Here is a 12697-nt window from a genome sequence, read left to right as displayed (position 1 = left end):
GGGAGAAAACAACATGGCACGCATGCATGGTCTCGTTACCGCGTCCGCGCTCGCGCTGGCCGCCACGATCGCGCCGGCTTCGGCCCAGGACGCGCTGCACGTCGCCTGGTACGGCGGCAACTGGGGCGACGCCTTCAAGTCCTGCGTAGCCGATCCCTTCACCAAGGCGACCGGCGTCACGGTGGTGCCGGAGGTCGGCACCTCCACCGTCACCCTCGCCAAGCTGCAGCAGCAGAAGGACGCGCCGACCCTCGACGTCGCCTGGATGGATGGCGGCGTCAGCGAGCTCGCCGAGGCGGATGGCGTGCTGGAGCCGCTGACCGAGGCCGGCGTGCCGAACCTCGCCAACACCCTGCCGCAGGCGATCTACAAGAACGACAACGGCATCTATGCCGTCGGCACCGGCTACTACTCGCTCGGCCTGACCTACAACACCAAGGAGATCAAGGAGCCGCCGGCCTCCTGGAACGACCTGTGGAAGCCCGAATATGCCGACGCGGTGACGATCCCCTCGCCGGCCAACTCCTCCGGCGTGCCGTTCCTGTTCTTCCTGCACAAGATCCTGAACGCCCCGGCCGGCGACTTCGCCCCGGTCTTCGCCAGGATCAAGGAGCTCAAGGCCGCGCTGTTCTTCGATTCCTCGGGAGCGGCGTCCAACGCCTTCCAGAGCGGCGAGGTGGTGATCGGCGCGCACTTCAACGTCGGCGCCTTCGACCTGATGGCCAAGGGGCTGCCGATCGGCTTCACCGTCCCGAAGGAAGGCGTGTGGGCGACCGATGCGCGCCTGCATCTGGTGAAGAACGCGCCGCACAAGGAGATGGCGCAGAAGTTCATCGACACCGCCCTCACCCCGGAAGCCTCCAAGTGCCTCGCCGAGAAGCTCTTCCTCGGCCCGTCGGTGAAGGGCGTCACGGTCTCCGCCGAGACCGCCCGCAAGCTGCCCTGGGGCGAGAAGGGCTCGGTGGATAATCTCTACCTGCTGAACTGGACCGAGGTGAACGCCAAGCGCGCAGAGCTGGTCGACACCTGGAACCGCGAAATCGCTCACAAGTGAGCCGCGGCCAGCAGGCCTGACCCTCCAACCCGCCGGTCGGTCGCCATCAGGTGGCCGGCCGGCTCCGAATCCGGGACCGACACGTGCAGCCACTCCTTTCCCTTGAAGCGGTCTCCAAGCATTTCGCCGGCCATCAGGCGCTGCGGGATGTGGAGCTCGGCGTCAGCGCGGGCGAGTTCGTCGCCCTGCTCGGGCCGAGCGGTTGCGGCAAGACCACGCTTCTGCGCTGCATCGCCGGCTTCCTGATCCCCGAGAGCGGGCGTATCCGCATCGAGGGCGAGGACATCACCGCCGCCCCGCCCTATCGCCGCCCGCTCAACACGGTGTTCCAGAGCTACGCACTGTTTCCGCATATGAGCGTCGCCGACAACGTCGCCTACGGGCCGCGTCGCGCGGGTGCCTCGCGGCGCGAGGCGCAGGAGCGGGCGCGCGAGGCGCTGGCGCTGGTGGGCCTCGGCGAGATGGGCGCGCGCCTGCCGCGTGCGCTGTCCGGCGGCCAGCAGCAGCGCGTGGCGCTGGCCCGCGCCATCGTCAACCGGCCGAAGCTTCTGCTGCTCGACGAGCCGCTCTCCGCGCTCGACCTGAAGCTGCGCCGGCGCATGCAGATCGAGCTCAAGCACATCCAGGAGAAGCTCGGCATCGCCTTCATCTTCGTCACCCACGATCAGGAGGAGGCCATGGCGATGGCCGACCGGATCGTGGTGATGCATGCCGGACGCATCGAGCAGGTCGGCGCGCCGGCCGACATCTACCGCGCGCCGGCGACCCGCTTCGTCGCCGAGTTCGTCGGCGAGCCCAACCTCATTCCGGCGACGCCCGCAGGCCCCGGCCGCGCCCGGCTCGCCTTCGCCGGGCTGGAGCTGGCTGTGCCGGAGGGCACGAGCTGCGCCATGGTGCGGCCGGAGGACGTGGTTCTCGTCGAGGGCGCCGCCGCGCCGGACCTCGCCACCGCGACCGGCGTGGTCGAGGATGTGGTGGCCATCGGCTCGGTCACCACGGTGTTCGTGCGCTGCGGCGACCTCGTGCTGAAGGTGGCGCGGCTCGGCATGTCCGGCGCCGATCTCGAGCCCGGCGCCACGGTCACGGTGGGGCTGCGCCCCGCCGGCCTCCATTTCATCGCGGGCTAGGGCCATGGCCGCCTCGCGAACCGCCCTGGCGCTGCTGCTCTTCGCGCCGCTCGCCTTTTTCGCCGCCTTCTTCGTGGCGCCGATGGCGGTGGTGGCGATCTCGAGCGTGACCACGGACGGCGACACGATCACCTTCGCCCATTACGCCCGCATCCTCCTCGACGAGTATCACTGGGACGTGCTGTGGGTGACGTTCCGCATCGCGCTGATGACGACGCTGATCTGCATGCTCGTGGGCTTCCCGCTCGCCTGGTACCTGGTGCGGATCGTGCGCTGGCGGACCTGGCGGCGGATCTGCGTGATCCTCGTCATCGTGCCGCTCTTCACCTCCAACATCGTGCGCTCCTTCGGCTGGATGGTGCTGCTGGGCCGGACCGGCCTCGTCAACCAGGCGCTGATGACGCTCGGCCTGACCGAGCGCCCGATCCGCTTCCTCGGCACCGAGACCGGCATCCTGATCGGCCTCGTCTACATCCTCGTGCCCTTCGTGGTGCTGGCGGTCGGCAACGCGCTGGCGACGATCGACAGCTCCTATGAGGAAGCCTCGGCCGATCTCGGCGTTGGCCCGGCGCGCACCTTCTGGTTCGTCACCCTGCCGCTCTGCCTGCCGGGCGCGGTGTCCGGCGCCATCATCGTGTTCGCGCTGGCCGTGAGCGCCTATGTGACGCCGGCGCTGCTGTCGGGCGGGCAGATCACCGTCTTCTCCATGCTGATCTTCCAGCAATATTCCTCGGTGTTCGACTTCCACTACGGCGCGGCGCTGAGCATCACCCTTTTGGTGCTGACGCTGGTGCTCGTCGGCATCGCCGGCCGCATCGGCGATGCCGGACGGAGGGCGGCATGATCGCGCGGCTCCTCATCCGCATCGTGGCGCTGGCGGCGCTCGCCTATCTGGTCCTGCCGCTGGTGGTCATCACCGGCACCTCGCTGACGCAGACGAGCTACCTCGCCTTCCCGCCCGAGGGGCTGACCCTCAAATGGTTCGGCGTGCTGCTCGACGACCCGTCCTACGTGTCCGCCTTCGTCACCTCGACCCTGCTCGCCCTGGCGGCGACCGCGGTGTCGGTCGTCCTCGCGGTGCCGGCGAGCCTCGCGCTGGCCCGCTATGCCTTCGCCGGCCGGGCGCTGGTCTCCTCGCTGTTCCTGTCGCCGCTGGTGCTGCCCTATGTCGTGCTCGGCGCGGCGCTGCTGCAGTTCGGCTCGGCGATCGGCATGGCGCGTTCCTTCGAGGCGCTGCTGGTCGGGCACGTCGTCATCGTCATGCCCTTCGTGCTGCGCTCGGTGCTGCCCCTGCTCACCCCGGAGCAGCGCGCGCTCGAGGAAGCCTCGATGGACCTCGGCGCCAACCCGGTGACCACCTTCTTCCTGGTGGTCCTGCCGCAGATCCGCGGCGGCATCGTCTCGGGCGGGCTGCTCGCCTTCATCTCGTCCTGGATCAACGTGGAGCTGTCGATCTTCAACACGACGGCCACCCTCAACACCATCCCGGTGAAGATGTTCAACTACGTGCAGTACACGATCGACCCGACCATCGCGGCCGTGTCCGCGATCACGATCGTCGCCGCCGCACTCGTCATCATCCTCCTCGATCTGCTGATGGGCCTCGACATGCTGTCCGAGCGCCATCGGTCGTAATTCCAACGGAGCCTTCACGATGCGCAAGCAGGATAGTTTCGACGTCATCTACACGCATACCGAGGGTGAACCGCTCTGCATCATCCATAGCGGCATTCCCTACCCGGCCGGGTCGTCGATCCTCGAGAAGCGCGCCTTCCTGGAAGCGAACTACGACTGGGTGCGCACCTCGCTGATGCGCGAGCCGCGCGGCCACCGCGACATGTTCGGCGTGTTCCTCACCCCGCCCTCCTCGCCCGACTACGATGCCGGCCTGATCTACATCGACGGCACGCAGTACTCCCACATGTGCGGCCACGGCACGATCGCCGTCGCCATGGCCATGGTGGCGCACGGCATGGTGCGGCGCTCCGACGATGGCATCACCCGCATCCGCTTCGAGACCACCGCCGGCCTCGTGCAGGCGGAAGTCGCCAGCGAGGGCGACGAGGTGCTGTGGACCCGCTTCGAGAACGTGCCCGCCTATGTGGCGGCGCAGGACGTCGCCTTCGACCTGCCGGGCGTCGGACCGCTCAAGGCGGACGTGGTGTGGGGCGGCAACTATTTCGGCATCATCGACCTGCGCGGCACCTCGCTGCGGATCGGGCCGGAGAACGGCTCGGAGCTGTCGCGCCTCGGCATCATGGCGCGCGAGGCCATCCGCGAGAAGGTGAAGATCCAGCACCCGACCGCCGGCCACATCAACAACTTCAACTTCGTCACCTTCTGGCACGAGCCGACCATCGAGGGCGCGCTCTACAAGAACGTGCACGTGTTCAGCGCCGGCCAGCTCGACCGCTCGCCCGGCGGCACCGGCACCAGCGCGATGATGGCTATGTTCGAGGCGCGCGGCGTGATCGGCCTCAACCAGCCGATCAGGTCTGAGGGCCTGCTCGGCACCGGCACCTTCGAGGGCTGCCTCGTCGGCGAGACCCGGCTCAACGACGTGCGCGCCGTGCGCCCGACGGTGAAGGGCACCGCCGGCCTGCTCGGCACCGCGCGCTGGGTGATCGACCGCAACGACCCGGTCGGTACCGGCTTCCTGGTCGCCTGAGGATCGCCCGCCACCAGCTCCCGCAGCCGCGTTCGAAGCGGCCGCGGAGTCGCGCGGGGTCGCCCCAAAGGTATTCCGCCCGGGTGCCCGCCCTGCGCGGGGCGCTTGTCCGAATGCGACAAAGCTTGCGCCCGCCGGGCCTCGGGCGCATAAGCGCGGCAACAAGATTGGAGGAGTTCCATGCCGCCTTATCGCTCCCGAACCACCACCCACGGCCGCAACATGGCTGGCGCGCGCGGTCTCTGGCGCGCCACGGGCATGAAGGATGGCGATTTCGGCAAACCCATTATCGCGGTAGTGAACTCCTTCACCCAGTTCGTGCCCGGTCACGTCCACCTGAAGGACCTCGGCCAGCTCGTCGCGCGCGAGATCGAGGCCGCGGGCGGCGTCGCCAAGGAGATGAACACGATCGCCGTCGATGACGGCATCGCCATGGGCCATGACGGCATGCTCTACTCGCTGCCCTCGCGCGAGCTCATCGCCGACAGCGTCGAGTACATGGTCAACGCGCACTGCGCCGACGCCATGGTCTGCATTTCCAATTGCGACAAGATCACCCCCGGCATGCTGATGGCGTCGATGCGCCTCAACATTCCGACCGTGTTCGTCTCCGGCGGCCCGATGGAGGCCGGCAAGGTGGTGCTGGGCGGCAAGACCAAGTCGCTCGACCTGATCGACGCCATGGTCGCCGCCGCCGACGACCGGGTGGCCGAAGCCGACGTGGAGGTGATCGAGCGCTCCGCCTGCCCGACCTGCGGCTCCTGCTCGGGCATGTTCACCGCCAATTCGATGAACTGCCTCACCGAGGCGATGGGCCTCGCCTTGCCGGGCAACGGCTCGACGCTCGCCACCCATGCGGACCGCAAGCGCCTGTTCGTCGAGGCCGGCCACACCGTCGTCGACCTCGCCCGCCGCTACTACGAGCAGGACGACGAGAGCGTGCTGCCGCGCGCCGTCGCCAGCTTCGCGGCGTTCGAGAACGCGATGACGCTCGACATCGCCATGGGCGGCTCGACCAACACGGTGCTGCACCTGCTCGCCGCCGCCAATGAGGGCGAGGTGCCCTTCACCATGGCCGACATCGACCGGCTGTCGCGCCGCGTGCCGGTGCTGTGCAAGGTCGCCCCGGCCGTCGCCGACGTCCATGTGGAGGACGTCCACCATGCCGGCGGCATCATGGGCATCCTCGGCGAGCTCGACCGCGCCGGGCTTCTCGACACCTCGGTCAGCACCATCCACGCCCCGACGCTCGGCGCCGCGCTCGAGCACTGGGACGTCAAGCGCAACTCCAGCGACGCGGTGCACGAGTTCTACCGCGCCGCGCCCGGCGGCGTGCCGACCCAGGTCGCCTTCAGCCAGGCCGCGCGCTACGATGAGGTCGACCTCGACCGCGAGAAGGGCGTGATCCGCGACGCCGAGCACGCCTTTTCCAAGGATGGCGGCCTCGCCGTGCTCTACGGCAACCTCGCCGAGGACGGCTGCATCGTGAAGACGGCCGGCGTCGACGAGAGCATCCTGAAGTTCACCGGCACCGCGACCGTGTTCGAGAGCCAGGACGACGCCGTCTCCGGCATCCTTGGCAACCGGGTGAAGCCGGGCCAGATCGTGCTCATCCGCTATGAGGGGCCGCGCGGCGGGCCGGGCATGCAGGAGATGCTCTATCCGACCAGCTACCTGAAGTCGAAGGGCCTCGGGAAGCAGTGCGCGCTCATCACCGACGGGCGCTTCTCGGGCGGCTCCTCGGGCCTGTCGATCGGCCATGTCTCGCCGGAAGCGGCGGAAGGCGGCACGATCGGGCTGGTGCGCGAGGGCGACACGATCGAGATCGACATCCCGAACCGGCGCATCCACCTCGCCGTCGACGATGCCGAGCTCGCCGCCCGACGCGAGGAGCAGGAGGAGAAGGGCTGGAAGCCCGCCGCCCCGCGCAAGCGCAACGTCTCGACCGCGCTGAAGGCCTACGCCGCCTTCGCCACCAGCGCCGCCAAGGGCGCAGTGCGCCAGCTGCCCTGACGCGCACCCTCACATAAACGATGACGAAAAATGCCGGGCCGCCGCCCGGCATTTTCATGGACGCAACGATGCCCTGTCCCCGATTGCCAAGCGTCCCCTGGCTCATGCCCGACGTGTCGGCCCGCTTCCTCGCGCCTGCTGCAGGGAGGCGATCTGCCGGCGCAGCCATTTCGGCAGGCTCTTCTTCAGCGGAATGAGCTCCTTCTCCAGCGCGGCGACGCGTGCCTGTGCGTCGGCGAGTTGGGCGGAGAGGCGCAGTTGCGCATCCGAGAGCTGCGCCGCGCGATCCTGCGCGTCGGCGAGTCGGGTCTCGTAGGAGCGTATCAGGGCCACTCGTTCAGCCTCGGCGTGAGCCTGCCCCTGCACGCGGGCCTGCTCGCGCTCTTGGTCCTTCGCCGCGTGCTGGGCCTCCAGCTCCCGCACCCTCGCGGTCGCGATCGAGAGCGGACTGTCGGCGATCTGCCGCGACTGCTCCGCGAGGTCGATGACGATCTCGTCCATCAGGGCGCGGCGTCGGTCGGCCAGCGCTTCGGGGGAAAGCTCCTCCGCTCCCTTGCGCAGCCAGGCATAGAACTCGGTCGCCGACGCCTCCTCCACCGCCTCGACGCGCAGATCAAGGAAACCCAGCGCGCCCAGCTCCAGTATCATCAGCTTTAGGCTCGCCGGGGTGAACACCCATTGATGGGCATCCACATAGGAGGTCGCGTTGGCGGCCCGTTCCCAGGCCGGCAGCAGCTCGCTGATCGCCACGCGCAAGGTCTTGGGCTCGGGGTCGTCGATTGCCCAGCCGGGCGGAAAGCCCTTCATGGCGTAGAAGGCGCCGAAGTCGAAATAGATCTCCGGCTTGTGCCGCGCGCGCTTTTCCCGATACGCCGCGATGGCCGCGCCTGTCGTGGAGAACGGGCGATAGAAATCGAAGCATTTGCGCTTGTCGGGCACGGCGAGGATAACCACGCCATCGCTCTTGAGCAGTCGCTGGGCGGCTTCGAGAAAAGTCACGACGTCGGTCGTGTGCTCGATCACATGGCTGGCGATGAAGGCATCGAACGTCCCGTGGTCGGCAACGGGTATGGCGTCGGCGATCGACCCGCCGCGCCATATGTGATCGACCTCCTCGATGCGTTCGACATCGGCGACATAGGGGTCGTTGACGTATTTGGCCTTGAGCGCCTCGCGGCTGTCATGGTCGACGATGAACGTGTTCCAGCCGTCCCGTTTCGGCGCCAGCGGCGCGAAGCTCGGCCCGATTTCGATGACCTTGCTGCTCTTGTCGAGCCCTCTCAGGATAATCTCTTCCCGAGTCATCCCATGCCCCCTTATGCGTACTGCCCGCATGCAGGGTACATATCTTCCGGATCGGCCGACAATGACTATGATCTACTACCCAATTCGGTACCGCCATTCAGTAATAGATTATTGGTGTCGGGGCGGGCCTTTTCAACAGCCCGCCTCATCCCGGCAAACCGCATTGCGAACAAAACGGGAAACGTGTTTGCGTAGCAAACTGATTCCAGCGCAGAGATTCGCCCGCCCATGCACACCGCCGCCTATCTCGAGAAGCTGAACCCGCAGCAGCGGCGGGCGGTCGAGCATGGCGTGAGCGGGCCGGACGAGGCGCGCAAGGGTCCGCTTCTCGTCATCGCCGGCGCCGGTTCCGGCAAGACCAACACGCTGGCCCACCGCGTCGCCCATCTCATCGTCAACGGCGCCGATCCGCGCCGCATCCTGCTGCTCACCTTCTCGCGCCGCGCGTCCGCGGAGATGACCCGCCGCGTCGGGCGCATCGCCTCGCACGTGCTCGGCCCGGACGCCGCCATCCTGACCGAGGGGCTAAGCTGGGCCGGCACGTTCCACGGCATCGGCGCGCGGCTGCTGCGCGACTACGCGCCCCAGATCGGGCTCGACCCGAACTTCACCATCCATGACCGTGAGGACAGCGCGGACCTGATGAACCTGGTCCGCCACGAGCTCGGCTTCTCCCGCACCGAGAAGCGCTTCCCCACCAAGGGCACGCTGATCGCCATCTATTCGCGCGCGGTCAATGCGGAGCTGCCGCTCGAGGAGGTGGTCGGCCGCTTCTTCCCCTGGTGCGCCGGCTGGGGGGCGGAGCTGAAGGCAATCTTCGGCGGCTATGTCGAGGCCAAGCAGGCGCAGGGCGTGCTCGATTATGACGACCTGCTGCTCTACTGGGCGCAGATGGCGCAGGAGCCGGCGCTGGCGGCCGAGATGGGCGGACGCTTCGACCATGTGCTGGTCGACGAATATCAGGACACCAACCGGCTGCAGGCCTCCATCCTGGTCGGGCTGAAGCCGGAGGGGCGCGGCCTCACCGTGGTCGGCGACGACGCGCAGTCGATCTATTCCTTCCGCGCCGCCACGGTGCGCAACATCCTCGATTTTCCCGGCCATTTCTCGCCGCGGGCCGAGACCATCATGCTGGAGCAGAACTATCGCTCCACCCAGCCCATCCTCGGCGCCGCCAATGCGGTGATCGACTTCGCCTCCGAACGCTATGCCAAGAACCTGTGGTCCGAGCGGGTCTCGAGCGAGCGGCCGGTGCTGGTGAGCGTGCGCGACGAGATCGAGCAGGCCGGCTTCGTCGCCTCCCAGGTGCTGGAGAACCGGGAGGCCGGCATCGCGCTGAAGCAGCAGGCGGTGCTGTTCCGCGCTTCCCATCACAGCGGCCCGCTGGAGGTGGAGCTGACCCGCCGCAACATCCCGTTCGTGAAGTTCGGCGGGCTGAAATTCCTCGATTCCGCCCATGTGAAGGACGTGCTCGCCGTGCTCCGCTTCACCGAGAACCCGCGCGACCGCGTCGCCGGCTTCCGCGTGCTGCGGCTGATGAACGGCATGGGCCCCGCCACCGCCGGCAAGGTGCTGGACGCGATCGCCACCGGCCCGCTGCTGCCGACGCTCGAATGCTACGCGCCGCCGCCGCGCGTGAGCGGCGACTGGCAGGACTTCATCGCCCTCGCCCGCGACCTGAAGGGCGGATCGGCCGGCTGGCCCGGCGAGCTCGACCGGGTGCGGCAGTGGTACGAGCCGCATCTGGAGCGCATCCACGAGGATGCGCCCACACGGCAGGCCGACCTGGTTCAGCTCGCCCAGATCGCCAGCGCCTATCCCTCGCGCGAGCGCTTCCTGACCGAGCTCACGCTCGACCCGCCGGACGCCACCAGCGCGGAGGCCGGCCCACCCCATCTCGACGAGGACTATCTGATCCTCTCGACCATCCATTCCGCCAAGGGGCAGGAATGGAAGTCGGTGTTCGTGCTCAACACGGTAGACGGGTGCATCCCGATCGACCTCGGCGCCGGCACGCGCGACGAGATCGAGGAGGAGCGGCGGCTGCTCTACGTCGCCATGACGCGGGCGAAGGACAGCCTGTCGCTGGTCGTGCCGCAGCGCTTCTTCGTGCATGGCCAGGCATCGCGCGGCGACCGGCACGTCTATGCCGCGCGTACGCGCTTCATCCCGCCGCGCATCCTCGGCCATTTCGCGCAGGCCGCCTGGCCGCCGGCCACGCCCGAGGCGCCCTCCCCGGCGGCGAACGACACGGTGCGCATCGACCTCTCCGCCCGCATGCGCGGCATGTGGCGGTAAGGGCGGCGCGCGCTACTCGCCCGGCCCCTCCGAGGTCGGCGCAAGGCGCTCCAGTTCGTCGTCGGTAAACAGGCGCGAGCGCGTGAGGAAGCGCAGGTCCCGCCCGTTCTCGAGGCTGAACATGCCCCCGCGCCCGGGCACCACGTCGATGACGAGCTGGGTGTGCTTCCAGTAGTCGAATTGCGAGGGGCTCATATAGAACGGCGCGCCGCCGATCTCGCCCATCTTCACGTCGCGGTCGGCGATCATGTACTCGCCCTGCGGGTAGCACATGGGCGATGAGCCGTCGCAGCAGCCGCCGGACTGGTGGAACTGCACCGGTCCGTATTCGCCGGTGAGGGTGGCGATCAGCTTCAGCGCGGCGGGCGTCGCCAGCACGCGCGGCACCAAGGTGTCGGCGCGGCCGGTCGCGGTGGAGGTTGCGGCATCCATGGCGTCTCCTCCCGAAAGAATGCGTTCCCCCCGAAAGAAACGCCATCCCGGCGGGAAACCGGGATGGCGTGGAGGTACTTGGGGGGAAATCAGAAGAAGCCGAGCTTCTTCGGGCTGTAGCTCACCAGCATGTTCTTGGTCTGCTGGTAGTGGTCGAGCATCATCTTGTGGTTCTCGCGCCCGATGCCGGACTGCTTGTAGCCACCGAAGGCCGCGTGGGCGGGATAGGCGTGGTAGCAGTTGGTCCACACGCGCCCGGCCTGGATGGCACGACCGAAGCGGTAGGCGCGGTTGCCGTCGCGGGTCCACACACCGGCGCCGAGGCCGTAGAGCGTGTCGTTGGCGATGGAGAGCGCCTCGTCCTCGTCCTTGAAGGTGGTCACGGACACAACCGGCCCGAAGATCTCCTCCTGGAAGATGCGCATCTTGTTGTGGCCCTTGAACACGGTCGGCTTCACGTAATAGCCGCCCGCAAGGTCGCCGCCGAGATTGTTGCGCTCGCCGCCGGTGAGCACCTCGGCGCCCTCCTGCTTGCCGATGTCGATATAGGACATGATCTTCTCGAGCTGCTCGGAGGAGGCCTGCGCGCCGACCATGGTCGCGGGGTCGAGCGGCGAGCCCTGTACGATCGCCTCAACGCGCTTGAGGGCACGTTCCATGAAGCGGTCGTAGATGCTCTCCTGCACCAGGGCGCGGCTCGGGCAGGTGCAGACCTCGCCCTGGTTCAGCGCGAACATGACGAAGCCTTCGATCGCCTTGTCGAAGAAGTCGTCGTCCTCGGCCACCACGTCCTTGAAGAAGATGTTGGGCGACTTGCCGCCGAGCTCCAGCGTGACCGGGATCAGGTTCTGGCTGGCATACTGCATGATCAGCCGGCCGGTCGTGGTCTCGCCAGTGAAGGCGATCTTGGCGATGCGCGGCGAGGAGGCGAGCGGCTTGCCCGCTTCGAGGCCGAAGCCGTTGACGACGTTCAGCACACCCGGCGGCAGCAGGTCGGCGATCATCTCGACCAGTACCAGAATGCCCGCCGGGGTCTGCTCGGCCGGTTTCAGCACCACGCAGTTGCCTGCCGCGAGGGCCGGGGCGAGCTTCCACACCGCCATCAGGATCGGGAAGTTCCACGGGATGATCTGGCCGACCACGCCGAGCGGCTCATGGAAATGATAGGCGATGGTGTCGTGATCGATCTCGCTGATTCCGCCCTCCTGCGCCCGTACGGCGCCGGCGAAGTAGCGGAAATGGTCGATGGCGAGCGGGATGTCCGCCGCGGTGGTCTCGCGGATCGGCTTGCCGTTGTCCCAGGTCTCGGCGAGCGCCAGCGTATCGAGGTTCTCCTCCATACGGTCGGCGATCTTGTTGAGGATCAGGGCGCGCTCGGCGGCCGAGGTCTTGCCCCAGGCGTCCTTGGCGGCATGCGCGGCGTCGAGCGCCTTCTCGATGTCGTCCTTGTCGGAGCGGGCCACTTCACAGATCTTGCCGCCGGTGATCGGCGAGGTGTTGTCGAAGTAGCGGCCGGCCACCGGCTCGACGAAGGCGCCGCCGATGAAGTTGCCGTAGCGGGCCTTGAACGGGGACTGCCTGGTAATCGCGATTTCTGGCTTGTTCATTGGATCCTCCCAAGGGTGGTCTGGGGAGGATTGCACCGCCTATGCCAAAGCTGTGCGGCAGCGCACAAAATCGTTAGTGCGAAGCGGGAAAATATTGAAACTGCTCGTATTACCGAAAAACTCGCCTATGGTTGAGGAAATCACCGATAGACGCCTGACGAAAACTTGCTAAAAACTGTCGGAGAAAACAACA

Annotated in this window: 10 protein-coding genes; 7 read left to right on the top strand and 3 right to left on the bottom strand. The window is 67.6% G+C overall.

Annotated features, from left to right (window positions below; all coding sequences use genetic code 11):
• Positions 1-13: 13 nt before the first annotated feature.
• The 6 genes from NVS83_RS03930 (at position 14) to ilvD (ending at position 6862) form a co-directional block, all read left to right on the top strand.
• A complete protein-coding gene (locus NVS83_RS03930) occupies positions 14-1054 on the top strand; it encodes an ABC transporter substrate-binding protein (protein WP_258730710.1) in 1041 nt (346 codons plus the stop codon).
• 83 nt (positions 1055-1137) lie between these two features.
• Positions 1138-2181 (top strand): ABC transporter ATP-binding protein, encoded by a 1044-nt coding sequence (locus tag NVS83_RS03925; protein WP_258738147.1) that lies wholly within the window; start codon positions 1138-1140, stop codon positions 2179-2181.
• A 4-nt stretch (positions 2182-2185) separates the two neighbouring features.
• Positions 2186-3025 carry an ABC transporter permease gene (locus NVS83_RS03920; protein WP_258738146.1) on the top strand — a complete coding sequence of 280 codons (840 nt, stop codon included), beginning with the start codon at positions 2186-2188 and terminating at the stop codon, positions 3023-3025.
• Positions 3022-3816: an ABC transporter permease gene (locus tag NVS83_RS03915; protein ID WP_258738145.1), complete on the top strand. Its 795-nt coding sequence runs from the start codon at positions 3022-3024 to the stop codon at positions 3814-3816. The genes NVS83_RS03920 and NVS83_RS03915 overlap by 4 nt, the downstream gene beginning before the upstream one ends.
• 19 nt (positions 3817-3835) lie before the next feature.
• Positions 3836-4849: a proline racemase family protein gene (locus tag NVS83_RS03910; protein ID WP_258738144.1), complete on the top strand. Its 1014-nt coding sequence runs from the start codon at positions 3836-3838 to the stop codon at positions 4847-4849.
• A gap of 180 nt (positions 4850-5029) precedes the next feature.
• The gene (gene ilvD, locus NVS83_RS03905; RefSeq protein WP_258738143.1) at positions 5030-6862 is read left to right on the top strand and encodes a dihydroxy-acid dehydratase; all 1833 of its coding nucleotides are present in this window, start codon (positions 5030-5032) and stop codon (positions 6860-6862) included.
• A gap of 102 nt (positions 6863-6964) precedes the next feature.
• Here ilvD and NVS83_RS03900 read toward each other — a convergent pair whose 3' ends face one another.
• A complete protein-coding gene (locus NVS83_RS03900; protein WP_258738142.1) occupies positions 6965-8197 on the bottom strand; it encodes a methyltransferase domain-containing protein in 1233 nt (410 codons plus the stop codon).
• A gap of 198 nt (positions 8198-8395) precedes the next feature.
• Between NVS83_RS03900 and NVS83_RS03895 the strand changes: the two genes are divergently transcribed.
• On the top strand, positions 8396-10465 hold the full coding sequence (locus NVS83_RS03895) for an ATP-dependent helicase (protein ID WP_258738141.1): 2070 nt from the start codon (positions 8396-8398) through the stop codon (positions 10463-10465).
• A 12-nt stretch (positions 10466-10477) separates the two neighbouring features.
• Here NVS83_RS03895 and NVS83_RS03890 read toward each other — a convergent pair whose 3' ends face one another.
• Positions 10478-10897: a DUF779 domain-containing protein gene (locus NVS83_RS03890; RefSeq protein ID WP_258738140.1), complete on the bottom strand. Its 420-nt coding sequence runs from the start codon at positions 10895-10897 to the stop codon at positions 10478-10480.
• Positions 10898-10986: 89 nt separating this feature from the next.
• Positions 10987-12504, bottom strand: a complete 1518-nt coding sequence (gene adh / locus NVS83_RS03885; protein ID WP_258730718.1) for an aldehyde dehydrogenase — start codon at positions 12502-12504, stop codon at positions 10987-10989.
• Positions 12505-12697 lie beyond the last annotated feature (193 nt).

Source organism: Ancylobacter mangrovi (assembly GCF_024752335.1).
Lineage (GTDB): Bacteria > Pseudomonadota > Alphaproteobacteria > Rhizobiales > Xanthobacteraceae > Ancylobacter > Ancylobacter mangrovi.
This window is presented reverse-complemented; position numbering and strand designations above follow the sequence as displayed.

Bases quoted from the DNA above. Each gene is read 5' to 3' on its own strand.
- NVS83_RS03915 (WP_258738145.1), top strand. From the start codon at position 3,022: ATGATCGCGCGGCTCCTCATCCGCATCGTGGCGCTGGCGGCGCTCGCC.
- ilvD (WP_258738143.1), top strand. From the start codon at position 5,030: ATGCCGCCTTATCGCTCCCGAACCACCACCCACGGCCGCAACATGGCT.
- NVS83_RS03890 (WP_258738140.1), bottom strand. From the start codon at position 10,897: ATGGATGCCGCAACCTCCACCGCGACCGGCCGCGCCGACACCTTGGTG.
- NVS83_RS03920 (WP_258738146.1), top strand. From the start codon at position 2,186: ATGGCCGCCTCGCGAACCGCCCTGGCGCTGCTGCTCTTCGCGCCGCTC.
- NVS83_RS03900 (WP_258738142.1), bottom strand. From the start codon at position 8,197: ATGCGGGCAGTACGCATAAGGGGGCATGGGATGACTCGGGAAGAGATT.
- NVS83_RS03895 (WP_258738141.1), top strand. From the start codon at position 8,396: ATGCACACCGCCGCCTATCTCGAGAAGCTGAACCCGCAGCAGCGGCGG.
- adh (WP_258730718.1), bottom strand. From the start codon at position 12,504: ATGAACAAGCCAGAAATCGCGATTACCAGGCAGTCCCCGTTCAAGGCC.
- NVS83_RS03910 (WP_258738144.1), top strand. From the start codon at position 3,836: ATGCGCAAGCAGGATAGTTTCGACGTCATCTACACGCATACCGAGGGT.
- NVS83_RS03930 (WP_258730710.1), top strand. From the start codon at position 14: ATGGCACGCATGCATGGTCTCGTTACCGCGTCCGCGCTCGCGCTGGCC.